Here is a 24,350-nt window from a genome sequence, read left to right as displayed (position 1 = left end):
GCAGGATGAAAAACGCACCCTCGGGTGCGTTTTTTTATGGCCGCGTTACGTGCTGCTCAGACGGCTTTCTTGCGGTGGCGCAGCCCGAGCCGGATGCAGGAAACCACCACCAGCAGGCAGCCGATCAGCGACAGCAACAGCGGGACTTCGTGCCAGAACAGCCAGCCCCAGGCAATATTGAAAACGATGCCGATATAGCGCACCACCGAGACCACGATCAGGTTATCGGAGGAAAAGGCCTGGGTTAAGACAACCTGTCCCAACAGCGATACCAGGGCGATGGCGAGCAGGATGGCAAACTGGTAGACGTTGGGCCAGACGAAGGCGTTCCACATCAGCGGCAGCGAGATCAGCGTCGCGATAAACAGGAAATAGAACACGATCTCGTAGTTGTGGTGGCGTTTGCTGAGCTTGTTGACCGACAGATAGGCGATGGCGGCAAACACCGCGCTCATCACGCCAACCAGCGACGCCAGGGTATACGTTGAGAAATGCCACGGCCGCACCAGCAGCACGGCGCCGATGATGACCAGCGCCAGCCAAAATGCGGTATTGGCACTGATCCGTTCACGCAGCACCAGCAAGGAAAGCAGAATGGAGAAAAACGGCGACAGGTAGGCCAGCATGCTGGCGTCGGCCAGCGTGAGGTGGGCGATGCTGTAAAAATAACAGATGAGATACAGCCCACCCATAGTGCCTCGCAGTACCAGCAGCGGCCGGTCCTCGCGGCTGAAGGCGACGCCGTGGCGATACATCAGCAGCAGAACCAGCAGGCAGCCGATGCTGCTGCGAAAGAACACGATTTCCCCGGTGGGGATGTCGTCGGCGATGGTTTTGACCAACGCATTCATGACGCTGAAAATCAGCGAGGCGAAAATGGCCAGCAGCGCACCCTGATTCATGCTTGCCCCCGCCACTGACGGTAGGTGATGGCCGCCTGTTCGTCGCAGGTATCGTCCAGCAGCGAATGATGGCAATGCTCGGCGCCGATCCGGGTGACGAAGCTCTGCAGCGCCAGCTGAAAGCGCGCCAACAGGCGCCGGGCGGTGGGCATCTCGACGCCAAGCCGCTCCGCCAGCAAGACCAGCGCGCGCAGTTTTCGCACGTCTTCCAGCGGCACGCGCGGCAGGCACCACAGACCTTGAGCATTCTGAAAGACTCGGGTGACCCTGACGGCGGAAAAATCATAGTAGCGACCCTGCGCGTCCGGTTCGGAATAGGGATCGACCAGCAGCGCGGTATAGCGCGTAAACAGCGCATAGCGTTGTTCCGCCGGCGCGAGCTGCGGGAAATGGTCAATCCAGCGGCGGCTGACCATGCGGGAGGGAACCGGGTAGCTGTCGTCGTTCAAAAAGCGCAGCAGGTTGATCTCTTCGACGCCGAGATGGTTGAGCAGCCTTTTGTAATCCTCCGACAGTTCGAGCATATCGGCGATAACCTCGGGACAGAGGGGCCCTTCGGGATAGGTTTTATACAGGTATTGCACCGGCGTCTGCGGCTGGAATATCGCCTTCAGCGTGGTGTCGGCCAGCGCCAGCGGCGGATGAACATAGTTGGTAATGCTGAAGCGCTCGGCGGCCAGCAGGCTGTCGCAGCGCCGGGCGTCGATAGCGTGACGCGCCAGCACCGAGCCGATCCAGTCGAGTTCGGCGCCGTCTGTCGCCGGGCTTTGGGCTGCGAGATAGATCCGCTGTTTGAAGGCCTTGGTATAGGCGCGGTAGGGCTGCGCCGCATCCTGATATTTGGTGTCGGCGTAATAACTGGACAGACTGATGATCCCGACGTGGGATTGGCCAGCCGCCTGCAGCAGGTTTTGCACCATCAGGCCGGAGCCGATGGACGGGGAAAGCAGGATCAACGAACGCAGGTGGGGTAAGGTGGCCCACGGCACCTGCCGCAGCACCTCGTAATAGCGATCGGCGGGCACGGCGAGGATCAGCCGCTGCCAGTCGCCGCCGATCAGCGACAGATCGTCGCAATAACTGTCTACTGCCACCTGCGCATCGCGCTGGGTCTGCCGCGCCTTGCCGACGCCTTCCAGATGCAGGCTGGGCGTGTGCGCGAGATGCGCCTTCAGGCGTTGTCCTTTCTCGCTTGGGCGATTGTACAGGCCGATGCGCGTGTCGGCCGCGGCTTGGATATCCGCAGCCAATTGGATCGCCGCCGGACCGGCGCCGAGGATCAGGGTAGGAAACACGTTATTCATGGCGATGAGACTCCAAAATCAAGAGATCGTACAGCGGGGTGGCAACCGGTTTACCGCTGACGCGCCAGGGTGAACGGGCAGCCAGATGGTGATAAGGGCAGTTGAAGATCGACTTAAGGCCGTTACCGTAGCGCAGCAGCAGTTTGCCGCGCTGAGGCAGTAAAGGCCGCAGCTGCATCAGCAAGGTCTGCTTGTCCGCCACCAGAGAGGCGATGATGATGTGATCGATGTCGCGGTCGGTCAGGCCGTTCAATTTATCGATGCAGAGGATTTGCCGTGACAGCCCCAGATGGCGCGTGAGGCGGCGGGCAAAACGCTGGGCCGCCGGGTCGCAATCGTAGCAAATGACGGTGGCGGAGAGCCTGGCGACCAGCGCCAGCGCGGTGGTGGGCAAGGCGCCGCTGCCCACCAGCAACACCCGTTCACCGGGTTTGATGTCGGCGGCGGCGATCTCCAGCTGCAGGGCGCTATCGAAATTGTTCAGGTAGGCGTTGGTCTGTGCCGGCTCCCGGCAGAGCGTGGCGACGCGATGCTTCTCGTAATCGCATAAGGCGGCATTGGCCACCGCTCGCAGCTGGGTGATTTGCGCCGTTATCGAGCGATCGTTTTCCAGCTTGCGGCGATAGGCCTGCAGCTGCGGCAGATCGTTAAAGGCCTGCAGGCGGCTGAAGCGCCGTTCCAGCAGGGAAAAATGGCGCCGATCTTGCCGGGCGGAACGGTGAAGCTGGTGGATTTCCTGTTGCAAGCCGGCGAGTTGCGCCAGCATGTCCGCCTTGGTCAGAGTGTACATGGGGTTTCTCCGTGTGCGTGTAACAGCTGTGTCGGCAGCAGAAAGGGGTAGCCTTGGGGGCTGATGCCGCTTTCGATACCGACGCCAAATACGCGGGACATCATCGGGTGCCCCATCATCTGATGGGTGTCGCCGTGGCAAATGACGCGTCCGTGCTCGAGCAAGGTGAGAGAATGGCAGTAGCGCAGCGCCAGCCCCAGATCGTGGATCACCAGCAGCGTGATGCAGCGATGACGCCGGCTGTAGTCGGCGATCTGGTTGAGCACGCGCAGCTGATGGTGGATGTCCAGCGCGCTGGTGGGCTCGTCGAGTAAAATGAGCTGCGGCTGAGAGACGAAGGCCTGCGCCAACATCACCAACTGCCGCTGCCCGCCGCTGAGGCGGTTGAAAGGGCGATCGGCAAGCGCGGAAATGCCGCATTCCGCCAGCGCCTGTTCGACCGCGTCGGCCTGTGCGGCGCTGACGCGCCACCCCAACTGGCGTACCTTGCCCAGCAGCACCATGTCAAACGCGGTCAACGCCGACTCGCCGCGATTGAGCTGCGGCACATAGGCGATGCGGCTGGTTTTCGGATCGAGCGTGCGCTCGCGATAGGCGATAGCGCCGCTGTGCGGCAGCATGCGATTGATCGCTTTGAGCAGCGTCGATTTGCCGGCGCCGTTGGGCCCGATGATGCCGCCGAGCTTTGCCTCCGGCCAGGCCAATGAAACGTCGGCTAACAGCTGACGTCGATGCAGCGTGACGCCGACGCCGGTGAGGGTCAGTTGAGTCATGGGCGTTTAACCTGTCGGGTGACGAAGTAGAACAGCACCGGCACGCCGATTAAGGCGATAACGATGCCGATGGGCACTACGCCGTTCGGCAGCACCAGTTTGGCGACGATCGACGCGCACAGCAGCAGCAGGCTGCCGCAAAGGGCGGAAATGCAGATCAGATAGCGTTGATCCTCGCCCACCAGAAAACGGGCGAAATGCGGGGCGATCAGCCCGACGAACCCGATGGTGCCGACAAACGAGACCGAGGCGGCCGTCAGTAAGGTCGCCAGCAGAAAGGCCAGCTTGCGCAGCGCGCTGACGTTGATGCCCAGCCCCTGGGCCTGTTCTTCGCCGGCGGACAGTGCGGTCAGGCGCCAGGCCAGCCGCAGGCTGACGACCAGCGCGCAGAACAGGACGCCGCCGGTGATCGCCACGCCGTGCATATTGGCTTTGAGCAGGCTGCCGAACAGCCAGAAGACGATTTGCTGCATGGCTTCCGGCGAGGCCAGAAACAGCAGCAGGGATTGCAGCGACTGAAAGAAGAACAGCACCACGATGCCGCTCAGCACCAAAATTTGCGGCGTCATACCGCGGCGCTGTCCCAGCAGATAGATAGGTACGCAGGCCAACAGCGCCATTAGCGAAGCCAGCAGCGGCGTGCCCAGTGCCAGCGCGCCACCCAGGCTGAATCCGGTGATGATCGACAGCGCCGCGCCAAATCCCGCCGCGGCCGAGATCCCCAGCGTATACGGGCTGGCGAGGGGGTTGGCCAGCACGGTCTGCATCAACAGACCGGCCAGCGCCAGGCTGGCGCCGACGACCAACGCGGTGAGCGTCATCGGCAAGCGAATCGACCAGAAAACCACCTGATACAGCTCGTTGCCTGGCGCGGAGCCGGGCCAGAGCATGGGCAGGATATCCGAGAGGCTAAGGTGCGCGGCGCCGACGGTCAGATCGACGACGGCGGCCGCCAGCAGCGCGCCGAGCAGCGCCAGCGTCAATAGCCCGCGGCGCAGCCTGCGCCGTTGTAAAAACGCACGTCCTGTGTGGGCCACGGCTACTCTCCTTGCCAGCGTTGCAGGAAGACGCCGTCAGCCTCTATCGGTAAGTATTGGCGGTAGAACTGCGCCAGGTTGCGTGGGGGATCAACGTCGACAAACGCGGCCGGATAGAGGGCTTTCGCCAGATACTGAACAAAAATAAAATCGTAAATCGTGCGCGCGCCGCCATGGTAGAGCGCATAGAGGAGCTGGTTTTTTATCGCCGGCAGCTGCGGCCAACCGGCACGCCGGGCGTACTGAGCAAGGCGTGCCTGAAGGGGGGCAGCCTGTGCGCCGTAGCCCATCGGTACAGCGTTTGGCATGTTTTCCCAGTCGCCGCCGGCGAGGAAAATGACGTCCGGCTTTTGGGTCAGTACATAGTCGGCGCGTAAAGGCGCGGGGCTAGCGACGACGCCGGCGGCGATATTGCGGGCGCCGGCCAGCTGTAACAGCGGCCCCCAGACGGAGGCGCCATAGCTGCTGCTGTATTCGCCGGGCCCCTTGTCGCCGAGTTCGATATAAGCGGTCGGTGGCGGCAGCTGCGCCTCGCGAATACGCCGCTGAGTATCTTCAAGGCTCTGCCGATACTCGCTGGCCAGCCGTTCTGCACGCTCGGGGTGGCCCATCGCCTGACCCATGGCCCGAATGCTGGCGAGTTTGACTTCCGCACCCTGGTTGAAGTCGACGACGATGTAAGGAATGTTGAGCTGTTGCAGCACCGGCAGGTAGTTGGCGAAGCCGTCGAGCTGCCATTTCGCCAGGATCAGCAGGTCTGGCCGCGTGGTCAGCAGGCGTTCGAAGTCAAAGCTCTGATTGTAGAGCGAACCGACATCGACCAGCTGAGCGAGCCGTGGTAGCGCCGCCTGATAACGCGGCCATTGGCTGGTGCGCAAGGCCCAGTCGCTTTTAGAGAAGGCGGCCACCTGTTGAAAACTCTCCGGGCCGTTTACCGCCAGAAAATCTTCGTAGTAAAAGCCGATATAGGCGCGTTGTGCGGGGGCGGCCAGGGTGACCTGGCGTCCTTCTGCGTCGGTGAGGTGGATTTCAGCTTGCGCGACGTGGCAAAAGAGCAGCCACGCAGTCAGCATACAGATGAGGCGAGGTAACATGATTGACATCCCTTTACGATTAATTGTGATGTTATAATGTAACAATTAATCGCGAGATTCAAACTTTCCTGTCAGGCGAGGCGAGGCGAGCGCTGCGTGAGCGAAGGCGGTGAGAGCCTGGCGGCCATAAAAAGTGTGCGGGCAATTTTTCTCGACGTCATTTTGCGTGGCCAGGAATTTTTTCTGAGAAATCTCTCCGCCTTGCGCAACAATCGTTTACAATTTGCCAAATCCCGGTCGCGCGTCGTTTTTGTAAAGTTTCGTATTTTTAGTAGGTTAATGACGCGCGACTCTTGAAACTGTGACGAATGCCCATACGATCTAGGGTATCTTAGACAGCGTTTTGTTAACATTTATGAGGAAGTAAACATTTTATGATGCGTATAGCTCTGTTCCTGCTCACCAACCTGGCGGTGATGTTGGTTTTCGGGCTGGTGCTCAGCCTGACAGGAATCCAATCCAGTAGCGTTCAGGGCCTGATGATCATGGCCGGTCTGTTCGGCTTCGGCGGCGCTTTCGTGTCGTTGCTGATGTCCAAGTGGATGGCGCTGCGCTCCGTCGGCGGGGAAGTGATTGAACAACCGCGTAACGAAACCGAAAACTGGCTGCTGGAAACGGTGCGCCGTCAGTCGCAGCAGGCGGGCATCGCCATGCCGCAGGTCGCTATCTACCACGCGCCGGACATCAACGCCTTCGCCACCGGCGCACGCCGTGACGCCTCGCTGGTCGCCGTCAGCACCGGCCTGCTGCAGAGCATGAGCCGCGACGAAGCGGAAGCGGTCATCGCGCACGAAATCAGCCACGTCGCCAACGGCGATATGGTGACCATGACCCTGATTCAGGGCATCGTGAACACCTTCGTCATCTTTATTTCGCGCCTGATCGCGCAGGTCGCCGCCGGCTTCCTGGGCAACCGTGATGGCGAAGGGGAAGGCAACGGCAACCCGATGATTTACTTCGCGGTGTCGATGGTGCTGGAACTGGTGTTCGGCATCCTGGCAAGCATCATCACCATGTGGTTCTCGCGTCACCGCGAGTTCTACGCCGACGCCGGCTCCGCCAAGCTGGTGGGCCGCGAGAAGATGATCGCCGCCTTGCAGCGTCTGAAAACCAGCTACGAACCGCAGGAAGCGGGCAGCATGATGGCGTTCTGCATCAACGGTAAATCCAAGTCGTTCAGCGAGCTGTTCATGTCGCACCCGCCGCTCGACAAGCGTATCGAAGCGCTGCGTTCCGGCCAGTACCTGAAGTAATCGGCTGAATGAAAGGAAAAACCCCGGCTCGCCGGGGTATTTATTGTAGGCTTTAAACCACCTCCTAAGGAGGTGGTGATTGAACCTGTGAGGCTCTAGCCTGAAGGAAACCCATGCCGGAATATTCCAGTTTACTCACCACACGTAAGAAAGAAACCACCAATATGGGGTTATACAGGAGTTCATCACATGTACTCTGGCGTTGCAAATACCACCTAGTTTGGACGCCGAAGTATCGATTTAAAATCCTCCGCGACAAGGTGGGCAAAGAGCTCTACCGAACAATTTATATCCTCTGCAACATGAAGGACTGTGAAGTTCTTGAGCTAAATATTCAGCCATATCATGTGCATCTGGTCGTGATAGTCCCCCCGAAGCTATCGATTTCACCGTGATGGGCGTCCTAAAGGGACGCAGTATAATCTGCCTTTACAACCGTTTTCCCGACATACGAAAGAAGCCGTGGGAAAAAATTTTTGAAAGGGTTACCTTATCGATAAGTAGGAGTTAGCGAAGGAATCGTTAGATGATAAGTGAAATATCAGGAAAAAAAGGACCAAGAGATCGAACAGCAGATGGAATTGTTGCAGGATTAACTCGAATATGGCCCGCGCTTAGAAACGTCGTGTTAAGCCAGCTTCTTAAAAGGTGCTCTTTTGCTTACAATAATAAACAATACTCACATATGAAAACCATTTAATGTGAAATTAATTTATGTCTACTGATGAATTTTATCACTTATAGCTATATTGGGTATATTTTTGACCCTGCTATGATGATTGTATAAGATACGATTTTATTATTTAAATTGACTTGTCATACGACTTTGCCCTAGAATAATTTAATTACATCATGTAAATAGAGAGTGTTTTTATGACTGTTAAAATTATAGGGAAAACGGTTGATTTGCGAAGTGGGGCGCATGTTGTGTATTGCCAGGCAACGTTGGATGAGTATTTGAATATTGTTGGAAGTGATTTTGGGAAATTTCACATCCAAAGAAAAAGAGAAAGTCACAAGGCATACAAGCGATTAAAGACAGATATTTCAGAAGGGGCATTGTTACCATCTATTACGCTCGCAGTTAAACCTCATTTAGTAGAAGAAATTACCAAGATTATTGCTGATGATGACCGTCTTTCTGAGAGATTGTCCCAGGAAAATACTGTGGATATACTTGATGGGTTGCAGAGAACATATATAATTTCCGACCTTAAAAGTGAGGGTGTTGAATTTAATAATAAGCAAGAGTTGTTGTTGGAGTTCTGGCTGGAGTCAGATATAAGTAAGCTAATTTATCGGATGATAGTTCTTAATTCTGGACAGAAGGCTATGTCAATGCGACATCAAGTTGAGTTGCTGTTTATGTCATTACAGGGAACTATCGTAAAAAGTGTAGATGGTATTGAAATTATAAGGGAAAGTGAGCAAAAAAGACGGACGCAGCCTAGCAAGTATCCTTTAAATAATATTGCATCATCATATCATGCATTTGTTTCTGGTTCTCATGAAACAGATAAGGAAAATTTAGTAGCACAAAGATTGATAGATGAAGATGCTTTTGATTCTTCTGAGAAAGAGCTAACTGAAAAATTTAACGAGTATTTGTATTATCTAAATCGATTTTATCATTTGGATCAGAGTTGTTGGGCTAAATATTCATCTTTTGACTATGAAGGAAAAATTGCGGCACTAGAGGAAAATGAAGGTCTCAGCTCTGAGGAAAAAGAAGAGATGATTAAGGAGTACAATATAATAAAAGACTCTTCTGTTTGGTTAGGCTCTGAAAACGTAATGCTTTCTTTCTTTAGTGCTATTTCCCAATATATTGGTCTTGATAGGAAAGATAGAGTTAACAGTTCTCTGGATCGGTTGATAGAATCGGCTGATAATCCGGATGTCGTAGACCCGTTGGGGATGGTAAACTTCACTAAAGTTAGATCAGGTCTCAATCCAAGAAAAACTAATATAGGTTTTGCAACTAGGAAATTAATTTCAACTGGCTTTAAAGAGTTCTTCCGTGAAGAGGGTGCTGTTAGTTTATCTGAGTGTTGGCCACTTTCGGCGGAATGATAATGAAATTAGAAGATGCACTGAAAAATAAACAACTAATATGCTCTTTGTTTGCTCAGGCAAAGGTAGTGGATGATGAGATTGAAAGTGAGTCTGCTGCTATCATAGCAAGTGTTTCAGGGAGTATCTGTATCAATGGATATATCGCTATAGCTGTTTATGATATGGATTCATCTATCAATATAGATGAAGATATTATTATACATGATGTTTCAGGTGGTGAGGTTGGATATCTATGTCCAACTCGCTCTATTAATCATCCTGTTAGCATTAATCAGTTAACTGAAAATAGATTGGTATGTTTGATTAGTGATATTGAACCTAGTGAGTTAGGTAAAAGTGACATGCATCGATTTAACTGCGATTACTTGCTGATTAAGAGTGATTTTTTTGAAGAGTATAATAATAGATATAAGGAGTCATCTGTGATTTGGGGTGGTTTTTCCCATAAAAAAAACAGTGAGTCACAGTATAAGCGGCAAGTTTCATCGATTAACTTGCGCGAAGGGATTTTCTCCCCTACCTTGAGACATGGGGTTGATTTACAGCGAGCAGTGAAATCTTCTAACGGGTTTGATAGATACTTGAAATATTATCATCAGTTAGAATTGCTATTTGATGTTGTATTTGTTTCAAAAATAAAATCGTTACCGGTGGATTCTCTTCAAGGATTTGGTGATATATTTAAGGATATGCACAAAAAAGAGATTGAAATATTCAAGGGGATGTTAAGGGAGTATGTTGTTAATACTGAGTCTTTGCTTGGTGTTATCTCGGCTAATATGAAATCATCTTTTATTCCGACTATGACTTCAATATTTCAAGATCATAGTAAAGAAGGAAATCCATTGTTAGGTAAAGACCGAAGTTCTGATAAGTGGAATGGGTTTATGACTTTTATTACTGGTAACGATTTGAGTGCGAGGTCTGCGAAAGTAAATAAATTGATTTCTCAAGAACAATCTGACTTACTTAAGGAGTTTGTTATAAATCTCGTTTCTTATTGGCTTTATAGAATAAGATGTTCAATAGCACACAACAGAATTGGCGAGTTTCTATTTGATAATACTCATGAGGAGTTTGTCGTAGAGATAGGAGAGCGGATGATAAAAGAAGTAATAGGTCAAATTTTCTCAAATGTTAAATTGAAAAACATTTTAGATAATACCTGATTTCATAAAGGGTTTATGTCAAATCAGTGACGAGTTTTTGCAGTTTATTCTAGAAAGAATAGACTCGCTCTTTTTTTCTGTTATTTCACCTCGCGGCTTGGCTGCGCCGTTGGCGCCGTCGATTGGGTGATGCGCAGGCTGCTGACCGCCGCCGCCAGAGTGGCGAACACACCGGCCAGGATCAGCGATGCGTGGGTGCCGGAGGTGGGGAACAGGTTGAACATCAGCGCTACCAGCGCGGCCCCCGAGGTTTGCCCCAGCAGGCGAGCGGTGCCCAGCATGCCGCTGGCGCCGCCGCTGCGGTTACGCGGCGCGGCGGAGATGATGGTGTGATTGTTGGGCGACTGGAACAGGCCGAAGCCGGCGCCGCACAGCACCATGCGCCAGATGATGTCCCCATTCGACGGATCCGCGGGCAGCAGCGCCAGCGAGAACAGCCCAAGCGCGAACACCGCCAGCCCAATGCAGCCCAGCAGGCCGGCGTGCACGCGCTCCACCAGCCGGCCGGCGATCGGCGCCATGACTACGATCGCCAGCGGCCACGGCGTCAGCAGCAGCCCGGTCGCCACTTCGTCGCGGCCCAATGCGCTTTGCAGGAAGAACGGCAACGACACCATCGCCAGCATTTGCGCAGCAAACGAGCAGATTGAGGTGCCCATCGACAGGGCGAAGATCGGGATGCGCAGTAGGTCGACCGGCAGCAGCGGAAATTCCTGGCGCAGCTGGCGGCGCACGAACACCGCGCCAATCGCCAGCAGCGCGGCGATCTCGCTGAAGATCAGCGTCAGGCTTTGGCCCTGGGCGAAGCCGCTGATGGCGGTGATCAGCAGGCCGAACGTCAACGCGTTCAGCACGGCGCTGGTGGGATCGAAACGGCGGTTGTCGCTTTTTTGGCCGTTGGCCGGTAGGAACTTCATGCCCAGCAGCAGCGCGACGAGGCCGATCGGCAGGTTGATGGCGAACAGCCATTGCCAGGAAGCGACCGACAGGATCGCCGCCGCCACCGTTGGCCCGGCCGCCGAGGAGCAGGCGACGATCAGCGAGTTGATGCCCATGCCGCGGCCGAGAAAACGCTGCGGATAGATGATGCGGATCAGCGCGGTGTTGACGCTCATGATGGCGGCGGCGCCAAAGCCTTGCAGCACGCGGGCGATGGTCAGCGTAAGCAGCGAGTCTGACAGGGCGCAGAACAGCGAGGTAATGCTGAACACCAGCAACCCGGCCTGATAGATGCGGCGATAGCCGATCAGATCGCCGAGCGACGCCAGCGACAGCAGAGACACGGTGATCGCCAGCTGATAGGCGTTAACCACCCAAATGGAGCTGGCCGGGCTGGCGTTGAGATCGCGTGCGATGGTGGGCAGCGCCACGTTGGCTATCGCGCCGTCGAGCACGGATACGGTAATGCCGAGGGCGATGGCGAAGATCGCCCCATAGCGTTGCGGGACGGGGAGGCCGTCGGAACAAGGACGCATGTTGGTCTCAGCGGTATTTATTCAGGGGAGTATTATCATGCTAATCATATTCGTCCGTGATTGCATGCCCCTTGTCCGCTTTATTGTAAACGGCGGTGAGCGGACCGGGGTTATCCATTAGGCTTCAATCGCTTAGCGTTCAGCCGCGTTGCGCGCCGCGATCTGTTCCGATTATACTGAAACCCTTGTTTAAATTTCCTGAAACAAAACCGTTAAGTAGGGTATTCACCATGGCTAACGCAGATTCAGACAAGCAACCGGATGCCGTCTCATCCGTGATGAAAGTGTTCGGCATTTTGCAGGCGCTTGGCGATGAGCGCGAGATTGGCATTACCGAACTGTCCCAGCGGGTGATGATGTCCAAAAGCACCGTCTACCGTTTTCTGCAAACCATGAAAGCGCTGGGCTACGTCTCGCAGGAAGGCGAGACGGAAAAGTATGCGCTGACGCTCAAGCTGTTCGAGCTGGGCGCCAAATCGTTGCAGAATGTCGATCTGATCCGCAGCGCCGACGTACAGATGCGCGAGCTGTCGAACCGCACCCGCGAAACCATCCACCTCGGCGCACTGGACGAGGACGGTATCGTCTATATCCACAAGATAGACGCAATGTACAACCTGCGCATGTATTCGCGCATCGGCCGCCGCAACCCGCTGCACAGCACCGCCATCGGTAAAGTGCTGTTGGCCTGGCGCGATCGGGATGAGGTGGCGCAGATCCTGTCGCAGATTGAATTTACCCGCAGCACCGAGCATACCCTGACCAGCGCCGCCGAACTGTTGCCGGTGCTGGAGCGGGTGCGCGAGCAGGGATACGGCGAAGATGCCGAGGAGCAGGAGGCGGGGATCCGCTGCATCGCGGTGCCGGTATTCGATCGGTTCGGGGTGGCGATCGCCGGGCTGAGCCTCTCTTTCCCGACGCTGCGTTTTTCCGAAGCGGCGCGGGAGGAGTATGTGGCGCTGCTGCACGTCGCCGCCCGGCGCATCAGTGAACAGCAGGGCTATCACGACTACCCGTTCTAACCCTTCGCTTCGATGAACAAGGCGCTGCCATGGCAGCGCCTTGTTGCTATTTTGCGCCCGGCGTCAGCCGATGCGCAATCCGCTCCAGCACTAACATCAGCAGCAACGTGGCCGCCACCAGGATCATGGTCAGCGTCGCGCCGTTGGCGATGCTGCCGCGATCGGTCAGGCTGAAGATAGTGACCGGCAGCGTCGTCCAGCTCGGTGGGTAGATCATCATGGTCGCGCCCAGCTCACCCATTGACAGCGACAGGCTGAGGGCGAAGGCGGAGATCATATAGGGAGCGATCATCGGCAGGGTGACGTGACGCAGGCGAAACAACGGCGAAGCGCCCAGGCTGGCGGCGACGTTTTCGTAGTCGCTCGAAAGCCGGGTCAGCCCGGCCATCACGTTGCCGAAGGTGAAGGCGGAAATCAGCACGAAGTGGGCGACGGGCACGATCAGGAAGGTACCGTTCATCTGCAGCGGCCCCTGGCTGAATGCCACCAGCATCCCTAACCCGATCGACACCGAAGGCACCGCGCTGGGTATGAAGAACAGCGTACTCAGCAGGCGCTGGCCGCGCCCCTGATAGTGGCGCAGCGCCAACGCCGCCCAGGTGCCACACAGCAGCGCGAACAGGCTGGCGCTGAAACCGATAGCCAGGCTGGAGACCAGCGCGTCCCAAGAGGCGCCACTGAAGGCCTGGTGGAAATGGCTGAGGGTGAAGCCGCTCGGCAGCACGCCGTTCCACTGTTCGCTCAGGCTGGACATCAGGATCACCGCCAGCGGCAGGCAGAAGAACAGGGCAAACAGCGTGACCGCCAGCGTGCAGGCCAGGGTGCGGCCGGTGCGAGACCAAATCAACATCGTCAGTTCCTCAGCCCGGCGCGCGCCGCGGCGTAGCGGTAAAGGGAGAACAGCCCGAGCGACAGCGCGATATTCACGACGGCGATCGTGCAAGCGACGGCGTAATCCGACTCCAGAATTGCTTTGGAGTAGACCATCATCGGCAGCGTGGTGACGCCCTTGGCACCGATAAACAGCACGATGCCGAACTCATTGGTGGTCAACAGCAAACACAGGCTGCCGCCGGCCAGCAAGGCCGGCAGCGCGGCGGGCAAAATCACCTGGCGCACCACGCGCCCCGGCCGGGCGCCGAGGATGCTGGCGGCCTCGAGCTGGCTGCGATCGATCTGCGACAGCGCCGCCATCAGCGGGCGCATCACCAGCGGCGTAAACACGGTGATTTCCGCCAGGATCACGCCCCAAATGGAGTAAAGAAAGTCCACCGGCGGCAGGGTAAAACCGAAGGCCGCCATCAGCGTGCCGTTCAGCAGGCCGGCGGATCCGTAGATAAAGGTGAAGGCCAGCGTGATCAGGAAGGTCGGCATGGCGATAAAGGTATCGATCACCCGGGCGATCAGCCGGCTGCCGGGGAACGGCGTAAACACCAGCAGCAGCGACAGCAGGGTGCCGAGCACCAGGCAGCCCAGCGTCGCCAGCAGCGCAATCTGCAGCGTGTTGAGCAGGGCGCCGACAAAGCGTCGGGATTCGAACACCTGTTGCAGCGCGGCGGCGCTGAACAGCCCCTGATCGTCGGTAAACGCCTGTTTGACGATCAGCGCCAGCGGATAGAAAAACAGCGTCGCCAGCACCAGCAGCGGCAGCAGGATCCACAGGCGGCGCGGCAAGCGCAGCCGCAGAGCCGGGTGAATAAGCGTAGAGTCGGTCATGTCAGTCCTCGATCAGTACCGCGTCGTCGGGGGCGAAATAGAGCGGCACGCGCTCGCCGATCTGGGGCATCCGGCTGCGATGGGTGGTGACCACGCGCAGCGGATGGCCTTGCGCGTCGAACTGCAGGTGCGTCAATTCCCCCTGCCAGTGAATATCGCGCAGCGTACCGATGAGGCAGTTGCTGCGCTGGGCGTCGGCATCGAGCGCAATATGCTGCGGCCGAATACACAGCAGTTTGTCGAAACCGCGTTGTGCGCCATAGGTAAAGCAGCCGATCACTTTGCCGGCGCAGCTGACGGTGGTCATGCCTTGCCCGGTAGTGGTCTCCAGCGCGGTGGCCGGCAGCAGGTTGGCGCGGCCGAGGAACTCGGCGGCGAAGCGGTTCGTGGGATGGTGGTAAAGCGCGCGGGTCCCGCCGTGGGCGATCAGGTGGCCGTCGCGCATGATGCCAATCTTGTCCGCCAGCGTCAGCGCTTCGCCCTGATCGTGGGTGACGTACAGGATGGTCAGGTCAGGCAGTTCGCGGTGCAGGCGGGCGATCTCTTCCACCATGCTGTGGCGAATTTGCGCGTCCAGCGCCGACAGCGGTTCATCCAGCAGCAAGACTTTGGGGCGCACCGCGATGGCGCGGGCGATCGCCACGCGCTGCTGTTGGCCACCGGAGAGCTGGCTGGGATAGCGCTTGGCGTAGGCGGACATGCCGACGATGGCCAACGCCTCTTCGACGCGCTCGGCGGTGAGGCCGCGCGGCTTGCCCTGGGCGCGCAGACCGAACGCCACATTGTCTTCGACGCGCATATGCGGAAACAGCGCGTAGTTCTGTACCACCATGCCCAGGCCGCGCTCATAAGGTGGCACGTCGGTGACATCGACGTCACCGATGGCAATACGCCCGGCGGAGGGCTGCACGAAGCCGGCGATCGCCCGCAGCACGGTAGTTTTGCCCGAACCGGAGGGGCCGATCAGCGCCAGCACTTCGCCGGGGGCGATGGTGAGCGTCAGGGGTTTCAGCACCTCGGTGCCGCGATACGACACGCTGACGCGGTCGAGCTGAATGCCCGACGGCCCGGCGATGTCCCGGCTGTTATCCCGCGCCTCGGCGCGGGAAGAGAGGGTAGAAGGCATCGTCAGCGTCATTCGGTCACCTTGTGCCAGCGGGAGATATCGGCGGACAGGCTGCTCACCACCTGATTCCAGTCCGGCGCCCAGATGTCCACGCCTTTCAGCGCCGCCTGCGACTGCCTGAAGTTATCATCGGTCGGGGTGACGTCCTTACGCACCGGCATGCCGTAGGAAATGGCGCTGACGCTGCTCTGGGCTTCTTTGCTCAACAGGAAGTCGATCAGCTTTTTGCCGTTGGCGCTTTGCGGCGCGCCTTGCACCAGGCCGACATAGTAAGGCAGCACCAGCGTGCTGCGCTTGCCGTCCGGCCCGGCCGGCCAGAACACCTTCACGTTCGGGTTGCTGCGCATCTGCGCCAGGTTCATCTGCAGATCGCCGTTGGCCACCAGCAGTTCGCCTTTATTGACCAGCGCGGTCAGCTTGCCGGTGGAAGCGGAAGGGCCGACGTTGTTGCTTTGCAGCTTGCCGAGGTAGTCGAAACCGGCGTCTTTGCTGCCGAAGCTGTGAAACGCCTGCAGCATCACCGCGGTGCCGTCACCCGCCTGGCCCGGCGTGGAGTACTGCAGCTTGTTGCGGAACTGCGCGTCCAGCAGCTGTTGATAGCTGGCGGGCGCCTGCGGCAACAGCTTGGCGTTATAGATGAAGCTCAGGTAGTTGTTCACCAGCGGCACGAACTGCGGCTGGGCGTCGGCGATCTGCGCCGCATCCTGCGGGGTGAAATCCTGCAGCAGTTTTTCCGCGGCGGCGCGCTGGATGAACGGCGGCAGCGTCACCAGCACGTCGGCCTGCGGGTTGCTGCGCTCTTTCGACAGCCGCTCGACGATGGCGCCGGAACCGCCTTCGACGTACTGCACCTTGATGCCGGTTGCCTGAGTGAAGGCGTCGAACTGGGTTTGATACCAGCTGTGATCGCCGTCGTGCAGCCCATCGGCGGAGTAGACGGTCACCACCGCGTCGGTGGCCCAGGCCGGCGCGGCGCCGAGTGCGATGGCGGTCATCACGACCAGACGAGAAAGTTTCATAGCTTCAGCCTCACTGTTGCGGGTTAATGCGAAACTGGTATACACCAGATGTGCGGCCAAGCTAATCGGCGAATATGACAAACAAATGAAAGCGGCAAAATAGAGTTGCCGGCAACGGAGATTGGGCGTGGGAGAGAAAAGGGGGCGGCAGGCGCAGCCCCGTCATGCTGGGGGTTAAAGCGTATCGACTTCGATGCGCAGGCTGTCGTGGCGCCAGTATTCGATATCGAAATCGAGAATGCGGCCGTGCTGATCGTAATTCAACCGGCGCAGCAACAAGGCGGGCAGGCCGACCATGGCGCCGAGCGCGTTGGCGGCGCGGTAAGGCAGGGCCGTCGGATAGAACGACAGATGCATGTTGCTGTAAATCAACGCGTAATGCTGTTGATAGACCTCGGTCAGGCTGCCGTTGAGATCGTGGCTGAGCAGTGCCGGCACCCGCTGCGGCAGGCAGTGGTTTTCGCAATAGCAGATGGCGCGGCCGTCGGCGTAACGCACGCGGCGCAGCAGATACACCTGATCGAACGGCTCGAGCGCCAGCGGCTGCATCACGTCGAGCGGCACCGTGGTTTTCTCGCCGGACAGCAGCGCGGTGCGCGGCGTTCGCCCCTGCTCCTGGCAGAGGCGGTGGAAGTTGGTGTTCTGCGTCGGATCCAGCCACAGCCGTTCCGGCGTGACGAACCAGCCGCGGCGATCGGCGCGGTAGATGGCGCCGGTGGCCTCCAGCTGCGCCAGGCTCTCGCGAATGGTAACGCGGGTGGTGGAGAAGATGGCGCACAGTTCGCGCTCCGAAGGCAGCTTGTCGCCCGCCTGCAGCGCGCCGCGGGTGATGCGCGCCTGAAGCTGATCCTTGATCTGCAGGTAGTGGGGCATATCGCCCTGATGTTCTTTCATTTCATCTCGCTATGGCATCGGCCCGACATTCCGGCACGCGCTTATTATACATAGCCAGATGAATTTTTTGTTTCACCGCGCTTTGTCGTTTGACCGGGGAAGGAATTTGCCGCCACAATGCCTGTAATCTGGTATAGACCAAATAGGCGAATAACATGTCCGATCGTAACTACCTGCTGTTGACCCCCGGCCCGTTGACCACGTCGAAAACGGTAAAAGAGGCGATGCTGTTCGACAGCTGCACCTGGGATGAAGATTACAACCTGGGCGTGGTGCAAAGCATCCGCCAGCAGTTGGTGGCGCTGGCGACGCCATCCGCCGGTTACACCTCGGTGTTGCTGCAGGGCAGCGGCAGTTTTGCGGTGGAAGGCGTGCTGGGCACGGCCATCGGCCCGCAGGACAAGCTGCTGATCGTCAACAACGGCGCCTACGGGGCGCGAATGATCGAAATGGCGCGGCTGATGGATATCGACCACCACGCTTTCGACTGCGGCGAGGTCAATGAGCCGGACGTGGCGGCGATGGAGGCGGTGCTGAAAAACGATGCGCGCATCAGCCATATCGCCATGGTGCACTGTGAAACCACCACCGGCATGCTCAACCCGCTGCAGAAGGTCGCCGGCCTGGCGGCGCGCAACGGCAAGACCTTTATCGTCGACGCCATGAGCAGCTTCGGTGGCATTCCGCTGGATGTGGACGCGCTGGGCATCGATTTTCTGATCAGCTCCGCCAACAAATGCATTCAGGGGGTGCCGGGGTTCGCTTTCGTCATCGCCCGCCGCAGCGAGCTGGAGAAATGTGCCGGCCGTTCGCGCTCGCTGTCGCTGGATCTGTATGCCCAGTGGCGCTGTATGGAAGACCAGGCCGGCAAATGGCGCTTTACGTCGCCGACCCACACCGTGTTGGCCTTTGCGCAGGCGCTGAAAGAACTGGAACAAGAGGGCGGCATTGCCGCGCGCCACCGCCGCTATCAGACCAATCAGCGGCGGCTGGTGGCGGGTATGCGCGAGCTGGGCTTTGAGACTCTGCTTGATGATGCGTTGCATTCGCCGATCATCACCGCGTTCTATTCGCCAAAGGCCGACACTTACCGCTTCGCCGAATTTTATCAGCGCCTGAAGCAGCAAGGGTTTGTGATCTATCCCGGCAAAGTGTCGCAGAGCGACTGCTTTCGCATCGGCAACATCGGGGAAATTTATCCGCAAGATATCGAACGTTTGCTGGCGGCCGTCGGGCAGGCGATGTACTGGAATCAATAAGGATTGACCATGAAACAGATCAACGCAGTGATCCTCGACTGGGCCGGCACCACGGTGGACTTCGGCTCCTTTGCGCCAACGCAGATTTTTGTCGAGGCATTCAAACAAACCTTCGATATCGACATCAGCCTGGCGGAGGCGCGCATTCCGATGGGGCTGGGTAAATGGCAGCACATCGAGGCGCTGGGCAAGCTGCCGGCGGTCGACGCGCGCTGGCGGCAGAAGCTGGGGCGTTCGATGAGCCATCAGGACATCGACGCGCTGTATCAGGCGTTTATGCCGCTGCAAATCGCCAAAGTGATCGACTTCGCCGATCCCATCGAGGGTGTGCCGCAGGTGATTGCCGGGCTGCGCGAACAGGGCATTAAAATCGGCTCCTGCTCCGGTTATCCGCGTGCGGTGATGGAGGTGCTGGTGCCTGCCGCCGCGCAGCGCGGCTACGCGCCAGATTACTGGGTCGCCACTGACGATCTCGCGGCCGGCGGGCGGCCAGGGCCGTGGATGGCGTTGCAGAACGCGATCGCGCTGGGCATCGATGCGGTGGCGCACTGCGTGAAGGTGGACGACGCGGTGCCGGGCATTGCTGAAGGGGTGAACGCCGGGATGTGGAGCGTCGGATTGGCGCTGTCCGGCAATGAGTTTGGCGCGACCTGGCAGGAGTACCGCCAAATGGCGGAAGGTGAGATAGAGCAGCGCCGTACGGCGGCCGCCGATAAGCTGTACGCGGCGGGCGCGCACTATGTGATAGACACGCTGGCGCACTTGCCGGGCGTGATTGCCGACATCAACCGGCGGCTGGCGAACGGCGAGCGGCCGTAACGACCGAGCGCGGGGCATAAAAAAAACCGGGGATAATCCCCGGTTTTTTTCGTTTTGAGACGGCGTTAACGGTGAGCCAATTCGACTTCGTCTTCGCTGTCCATCACGGCTTTGTCGGTTTGCTTCATCAGCTGGCTGGTGATGGTGCCTGCCGCCATGGAGCCGTTGACGTTCAGCGCGGTACGGCCCATGTCGATCAGCGGTTCGACCGAGATCAGCAGCGCGACCAGCGTCACCGGCAGGCCCATCGCCGGCAGCACGATCAGCGCGGCGAAGGTGGCGCCGCCGCCCACGCCCGCTACGCCGGCGGAGCTGATGGTGACGATGCCGACCAGGGTGGCGATCCACACCGGATCCAGCGGGTTGATGCCGACGGTCGGCGCGACCATTACCGCCAGCATTGCCGGGTAGAGGCCCGCACAGCCGTTCTGGCCGATGGTGGCACCGAACGACGCCGAGAAGCTGGCGATGGATTCCGGCACGCCCAGGCGGCGGGTCTGCGCTTCCACGTTCAATGGAATGCTGGCGGCGCTCGAGCGGCTGGTGAAGGCGAAAGTGATCACCGGCCACACCTTGCGGAAGAACTTCATCGGGTTAACGCCGGTGAAGGCCAGCAGCACAGCGTGCACCACGAACATGATGGCCAGGCCGATGTACGAGGCCACCACAAAGCTGCCGAGCTTGACGATGTCGTGAATGTTGGAACCGGCGACCACTTTGGTCATCAGCGCCAGCACGCCGTACGGCGTCAGCTTCATGACCAGACGCACCAGCTTCATCACCCAGGCCTGCAGGGTGTCGATAGCCACCAGTGCGCGCTCGCCTTTCGGCTTGTCGTCTTTCAGCAGCTGCAGCGATGCCACGCCGAGGAAGGTGGCGAAAATCACCACGCTAATGATCGACGTCGGGCTGGCCCCGGTCAGATCGGCGAACGGGTTTTTCGGGATGAACGACAGCACCATCTGCGGCACGGTCAGGTCGGCCAGTTTACCCACGTAGTTGGTCTGGATCGCCGTCAGGCGCGCGCTTTCCTGCGCACCCTGCACCAGGCCTTCGGCGGTCAAGCCGAACAGGTTGGTGACCAGCACGCCCACCAGCGCCGAGATCAGCGTGGTGAACAGCAGCGTACCGATAGTCAGGACGCTGATTTTGCCCAGAGAAGAGGCGTTGTGCAGCTTGGCCACCGCGCTCAGGATCGAGGCGAACACCAGCGGCATGACGATCATTTGCAGCAGCTGCACATAGCCGTTGCCGACGATGTTGAACCAGCTGATGGATTCTTTCAGCACCGGGTTGTCGGAGCCGTACACCAGCTGCAGGCCCAGGCCGAACACCACGCCGACCACCAGGCCGACCAGCACTTTTTTCGCCAGGCTCCATTGCTTGTGGCGGGTTTGCGCCAACAGCAACAGGAGCGCGACAAACACCAGCACGTTAATCACGAGCGGAAGATTCATCCCCAATGTCTCCAATAATCTTTCTTATAAAAACGACTACGCATCACGTATGTCGCGATGTAAATATCGTAACAGTTTGCCGAGTGGCCTACTTATATCCAAATGGAATTTGATATAGCTTTTTGTGTGTTTTTGTTCGTTTTATATACATGAAGGTGATGAGTTGAGCGGATTTTTGTGATCAGAGTCTGATATTTATGATTTGTTCGACATAGGATTGCACCGGCAGGGTGAAATCACCTTGCCAACAGATGGCAAACGCCACCAGGCACAGACACAGCACGCGCTCGAGCTGGTTGCCTTTTTGCGAGTTGAGCAGCGGCAGGCGAAAACGCCAGCGGCATGGCCACAGCAGCGGAACGCCGGCGGGAGTGAGCATATCGGCCAGCAGATGGCTGAAGTAACCGATGATCATGGCGTGCAGCGCGTCGGCCGGGATCGGCCAGCTGCGCGGCACGTCCAGCTGGAACAGCGCCATGCCGCCGGCGATCGCCAGCAGGCTGTGGGTGAAGCCGCGGTGGCCGAAGGCGCGGGCGATGGGCAGGGCAATCCAGCGCAGACGCTGGCCCAGTACCGACTTGGGGTGATCGATGTCCGGCAGCAGCGAGGTCAGCAGCGCGGCGGGAATGATGTGCCACCAGTCGCCGGTAGCCAGCTCTGGCGTCACTTCCGCCTTCTTGGCGAAGATCGCGCAAGCGACAGAGAATATAAGGTGTCCTTCCGCGGTCATGCTTTTGCGATTCCGGCTGGTAAACTGTTAATTTATCCAGTATATGGGAAAATTCCCAGTAGTGGAAGCAGTTACCCTGTAACCAATTGTTTATTTTTCCCGGTTTTACAACGGCTTGTTACGGCAATGCGTAACAAATCATCGCTTTTGACGGGCGTGAACAAAAAGCGGGCAATGGGCGGTGCGGAACGGAGAGAAACAAGGGCGGTTTTCAGTACGCAGCGTCGGGAGGAAGCGGCGGCCGCGAAGAGCGCTGCGTGGCAGTGACAACGTTCCGCGGACCGTCGCTTTCCCTGTCGCCCAGCATAATAACAACAGCATGTCGATTCAATAATAATGAAACGCTGTTTCGTTTGTTTTGCTGCACGGATCCCTTTTATGGCGCTGAGCGGAAAGCCGGGGCGCCGGTGGCCGGCGCCGCAGGTCAGGCAAAATGGGCGGGGGTGAGCTGTTCCAGGGTCTCCAGCTGGTGGTCCGCCAGGGCCCAGCGCGGATCGTGGCGATATTCGGCGGCCGGGATCACGATGGAGCGCATGCGCGCGGCCTTGGTGGCGATCATGCCGTTAAAGGAGTCTTCCAGCGTGATGCAGCGCAGTGGATCGCTGCCCAGCCGTTCGGCGGCGATCAGGTAGACCTCCGGGTGTGGTTTGCTGTACGGCAGGTATTCGGCGGAAACCAGCTGATCGAAGTAGGCCTCAAGATCGAACATCTTCAGCACCTGCTGTTGCATATGCAGCGGCGAGGCGGAGGCGAGACCGATGTTCAGCCCCTGCTCGCGGCACAGTTCCAACGCCTGCCGGACGCCCGGCAGCAGCGGGCGCGTCTCGTGCACCAGCTCGATGGCGCGTTCGATAATCCGTGCCGACACCTCATCGAGCGAAACCCCTTGCCACGGCATCGCCTGGTACCACATTTTCACCACCAGATCGATGCGCAGCCCCAGGGTGTCCGGCAGTTTGTGGCGATCGGACAGATCCAGACCCAGTGCGCCGAAGACATCCAGCTCGGCCTGCAGCCACAGCGGTTCCGAGTCGATCAACAAGCCGTCCATATCAAAAATTGCGGTTTCAATGCGTTGCGAATAAGCCATTAACGGTTAACTCCTGCCGGCGCGGGTGAATGTGCCCGACACTCTATCATCGCCGACGGCGAGACTAAAATCTTTGCCTGCGCGTTTGGCTTTTGCCAAAGCGAAGGATATTCCACATCTCGCGCAACTTTAGCCACCAGCGTTGGTGTTGGCGCTCGGTAACCTGTTGCAACATGCGCGCATAGTCCAGCACCAATCCCGGCGTCCAGGTCATGCTTTCGCCACGGCTGCGTAGTACCGCCAGCATCCACAGATTGGGATCCAGCACCAATAACAGAAAACGGCGCCACAGATGTTTATCGCCCAGCACGCCCTCCAGCGCACTGTCGAGCGCGCCGATGACCGTGGTGGAGCAGTTACGCCGGGTCAGGTTGTAAGTCGCATCCTGTCGGTAGCGTAACCAGAATGCGCGCAGCGCCGCCGGGTTATAGCGATAGAACTGAATTTTCTTGTCCGGGGGGCACCAGGCGGCGATCTCGCCCGACAGGTCGGACAGGAAACGTCCGTCGACGTTGTTCTGTTCGCCGGCATGCAACAACTGGCGGAAATCCTGAACGGAATGGCTGATGTCGTTGAGCGGGTAGTGACTGATATACACATCCGGCGCGAGCGCCAGGGCGGCATGACCGGTGGAGATATTGCCGCCGTTGTCGACCGCCGCGATGTATCGGTCGACGATGTAACGCCGGCGCGGATCTTTAGCCGCACCAATCGGTGTCCAGACATACACCGTGAGCGGCGCAGTCTCATCCGCCGGGTGCGGTGGCTGCCGGGTTGGGTGCTGATTCAGAGAAAAGCTTGTCAGTCTGCGGGCGATGCGCAATAAAGCCCAGCCGGAAAGCACCATCATCACGCCGAGGCAAAAGGGCACCGTCATCCGATGCGGCGCCGGCCAGCCGACAAAAATCATCAACGAAAGCAGGATTTCGCCGCCGCCCGCCAGCGCCACGGCTTTCCATCGGCTGTGTTGAATCACCGTGGAGGAGGCGATGCGCACGGCGCCGTCAAGCAGCAGCGCGCTGCCAAACACCACGGTGGCGACGATGTTATCGTCTGCGGGCACGTCCAACATTAAAAAGGCCATAAACACGAAGCCCAGCCCCTTAAGCAGCACCGGCCGGCTGGCCGAAGAGCCGATCACCAGCGCGGCGGATATCGCCACCAGCCCCTCCAGCGCCAGGATGACCGCCAGCGCATCCAGCGCCAGCACGGACCGGCCATCCTGCAGGATGTCGAACAGCATCAGCGCCCCTGCGGCTACCCACAGCCAACCGAACAGCACCAGCAGGCGGCGCTGGCCGTGCAGCGCCTGCGCGCCCAGCAATAAGATAATCAGTCGAATCAT

The 24,350-nt window shown here is 58.3% G+C and carries 23 protein-coding genes and 1 pseudogene; 8 read left to right on the top strand and 16 right to left on the bottom strand.

Going from position 1 to position 24,350, the window contains the following annotated elements:
- Positions 1-56 precede the first annotated feature (56 nt).
- The 6 genes from GF111_RS01780 to GF111_RS01755 are packed head-to-tail and all read right to left on the bottom strand — an operon-like array spanning position 57 to position 5,900.
- Positions 57-902, bottom strand: coding sequence for a DMT family transporter (locus GF111_RS01780; RefSeq protein WP_038877656.1), 846 nt, complete (start codon positions 900-902; stop codon positions 57-59).
- Positions 899-2,206: an opine metallophore biosynthesis dehydrogenase gene (locus GF111_RS01775; protein ID WP_147190482.1), complete on the bottom strand. Its 1,308-nt coding sequence runs from the start codon at positions 2,204-2,206 to the stop codon at positions 899-901. Before GF111_RS01775 ends, GF111_RS01780 begins: the two co-directional genes overlap by 4 nt.
- Positions 2,199-2,996 (bottom strand): cyclopropane-fatty-acyl-phospholipid synthase family protein, encoded by a 798-nt coding sequence (locus GF111_RS01770; RefSeq protein WP_038877650.1) that lies wholly within the window; start codon positions 2,994-2,996, stop codon positions 2,199-2,201. Before GF111_RS01770 ends, GF111_RS01775 begins: the two co-directional genes overlap by 8 nt.
- Positions 2,984-3,769, bottom strand: coding sequence for an ABC transporter ATP-binding protein (locus tag GF111_RS01765; protein ID WP_038877648.1), 786 nt, complete (start codon positions 3,767-3,769; stop codon positions 2,984-2,986). The genes GF111_RS01770 and GF111_RS01765 overlap by 13 nt, the downstream gene beginning before the upstream one ends.
- Entirely contained in the window at positions 3,766-4,806 is a 1,041-nt protein-coding gene (locus GF111_RS01760; protein ID WP_038877645.1) for an iron ABC transporter permease, read from the bottom strand. Before GF111_RS01760 ends, GF111_RS01765 begins: the two co-directional genes overlap by 4 nt.
- 2 nt (positions 4,807-4,808) lie before the next feature.
- A complete protein-coding gene (locus tag GF111_RS01755) occupies positions 4,809-5,900 on the bottom strand; it encodes an ABC transporter substrate-binding protein (RefSeq protein ID WP_147190481.1) in 1,092 nt (363 codons plus the stop codon).
- 96 nt (positions 5,901-5,996) lie between these two features.
- On the opposite strand from GF111_RS01755, the gene GF111_RS01750 reads away from it, so the two are divergent.
- From GF111_RS01750 to GF111_RS01730, 5 genes and pseudogenes are all read left to right on the top strand, one after another.
- A complete protein-coding gene (locus tag GF111_RS01750; RefSeq protein ID WP_102779890.1) occupies positions 5,997-6,197 on the top strand; it encodes a hypothetical protein in 201 nt (66 codons plus the stop codon).
- A gap of 77 nt (positions 6,198-6,274) precedes the next feature.
- A complete protein-coding gene (gene htpX, locus GF111_RS01745) occupies positions 6,275-7,153 on the top strand; it encodes a protease HtpX (protein WP_033638291.1) in 879 nt (292 codons plus the stop codon).
- Positions 7,154-7,317: 164 nt separating this feature from the next.
- Positions 7,318-7,749 (top strand): annotated as a pseudogene (gene tnpA / locus GF111_RS01740) (IS200/IS605 family transposase).
- A gap of 277 nt (positions 7,750-8,026) precedes the next feature.
- A complete protein-coding gene (locus GF111_RS01735; RefSeq protein ID WP_047727691.1) occupies positions 8,027-9,226 on the top strand; it encodes a hypothetical protein in 1,200 nt (399 codons plus the stop codon).
- A gap of 2 nt (positions 9,227-9,228) precedes the next feature.
- Positions 9,229-10,398, top strand: coding sequence for a hypothetical protein (locus GF111_RS01730; RefSeq protein WP_154235508.1), 1,170 nt, complete (start codon positions 9,229-9,231; stop codon positions 10,396-10,398).
- A gap of 80 nt (positions 10,399-10,478) precedes the next feature.
- Here the strand turns inward: GF111_RS01730 and GF111_RS01725 are convergent, their stop codons facing one another.
- A complete protein-coding gene (locus GF111_RS01725; RefSeq protein ID WP_047727689.1) occupies positions 10,479-11,873 on the bottom strand; it encodes an MFS transporter in 1,395 nt (464 codons plus the stop codon).
- Positions 11,874-12,103: 230 nt separating this feature from the next.
- Here GF111_RS01725 and kdgR point away from each other — a divergent pair, with 230 nt between their 5' ends.
- Positions 12,104-12,895 carry a DNA-binding transcriptional regulator KdgR gene (gene kdgR / locus GF111_RS01720; RefSeq protein WP_038877637.1) on the top strand — a complete coding sequence of 264 codons (792 nt, stop codon included), beginning with the start codon at positions 12,104-12,106 and terminating at the stop codon, positions 12,893-12,895.
- Positions 12,896-12,941: 46 nt separating this feature from the next.
- Here the strand turns inward: kdgR and GF111_RS01715 are convergent, their stop codons facing one another.
- The 5 genes from GF111_RS01715 to phnR all read right to left on the bottom strand — a co-directional run bounded on the left by GF111_RS01715 (position 12,942) and on the right by phnR (position 17,650).
- Positions 12,942-13,745 carry an ABC transporter permease gene (locus GF111_RS01715; protein ID WP_147190479.1) on the bottom strand — a complete coding sequence of 268 codons (804 nt, stop codon included), beginning with the start codon at positions 13,743-13,745 and terminating at the stop codon, positions 12,942-12,944.
- Positions 13,746-13,747: 2 nt separating this feature from the next.
- Positions 13,748-14,611: a 2-aminoethylphosphonate ABC transporter permease subunit gene (gene phnU / locus GF111_RS01710; RefSeq protein ID WP_047727687.1), complete on the bottom strand. Its 864-nt coding sequence runs from the start codon at positions 14,609-14,611 to the stop codon at positions 13,748-13,750.
- Between the two features lies 1 nt (position 14,612).
- Positions 14,613-15,743, bottom strand: coding sequence for a 2-aminoethylphosphonate ABC transport system ATP-binding subunit PhnT (phnT, locus tag GF111_RS01705; protein WP_038877824.1), 1,131 nt, complete (start codon positions 15,741-15,743; stop codon positions 14,613-14,615).
- 2 nt (positions 15,744-15,745) lie between these two features.
- Positions 15,746-16,756 carry a 2-aminoethylphosphonate ABC transporter substrate-binding protein gene (locus GF111_RS01700; protein WP_047727686.1) on the bottom strand — a complete coding sequence of 337 codons (1,011 nt, stop codon included), beginning with the start codon at positions 16,754-16,756 and terminating at the stop codon, positions 15,746-15,748.
- A 174-nt stretch (positions 16,757-16,930) separates the two neighbouring features.
- Positions 16,931-17,650, bottom strand: a complete 720-nt coding sequence (phnR, locus tag GF111_RS01695; RefSeq protein ID WP_038877627.1) for a phosphonate utilization transcriptional regulator PhnR — start codon at positions 17,648-17,650, stop codon at positions 16,931-16,933.
- Positions 17,651-17,805: 155 nt separating this feature from the next.
- On the opposite strand from phnR, the gene phnW reads away from it, so the two are divergent.
- Together phnW and phnX are read left to right on the top strand one after the other, a co-directional pair.
- Positions 17,806-18,909: a 2-aminoethylphosphonate--pyruvate transaminase gene (gene phnW / locus GF111_RS01690; protein ID WP_080490806.1), complete on the top strand. Its 1,104-nt coding sequence runs from the start codon at positions 17,806-17,808 to the stop codon at positions 18,907-18,909.
- Between the two features lie 9 nt (positions 18,910-18,918).
- The gene (gene phnX, locus GF111_RS01685) at positions 18,919-19,728 is read left to right on the top strand and encodes a phosphonoacetaldehyde hydrolase (RefSeq protein WP_102779895.1); all 810 of its coding nucleotides are present in this window, start codon (positions 18,919-18,921) and stop codon (positions 19,726-19,728) included.
- 65 nt (positions 19,729-19,793) lie between these two features.
- Here the strand turns inward: phnX and GF111_RS01680 are convergent, their stop codons facing one another.
- From GF111_RS01680 to GF111_RS01665, 4 genes are all read right to left on the bottom strand, one after another.
- On the bottom strand, positions 19,794-21,185 hold the full coding sequence (locus GF111_RS01680) for an L-cystine transporter (protein WP_047727684.1): 1,392 nt from the start codon (positions 21,183-21,185) through the stop codon (positions 19,794-19,796).
- A 181-nt stretch (positions 21,186-21,366) separates the two neighbouring features.
- On the bottom strand, positions 21,367-21,915 hold the full coding sequence (locus GF111_RS01675; RefSeq protein ID WP_048233530.1) for a metal-dependent hydrolase: 549 nt from the start codon (positions 21,913-21,915) through the stop codon (positions 21,367-21,369).
- Between the two features lie 424 nt (positions 21,916-22,339).
- Positions 22,340-23,005 (bottom strand): hexitol phosphatase HxpB, encoded by a 666-nt coding sequence (gene hxpB, locus GF111_RS01670; protein WP_038877616.1) that lies wholly within the window; start codon positions 23,003-23,005, stop codon positions 22,340-22,342.
- A 64-nt stretch (positions 23,006-23,069) separates the two neighbouring features.
- Complete coding sequence (locus GF111_RS01665) at positions 23,070-24,350, bottom strand: HdeD family acid-resistance protein (RefSeq protein WP_038877614.1); 1,281 nt, start codon at positions 24,348-24,350, stop codon at positions 23,070-23,072.

Source organism: Serratia sp. HRI, assembly GCF_010119335.3.
In the GTDB taxonomy this organism is placed as follows: Bacteria; Pseudomonadota; Gammaproteobacteria; order Enterobacterales; family Enterobacteriaceae; genus Serratia; species Serratia nevei.
This window is presented reverse-complemented; position numbering and strand designations above follow the sequence as displayed.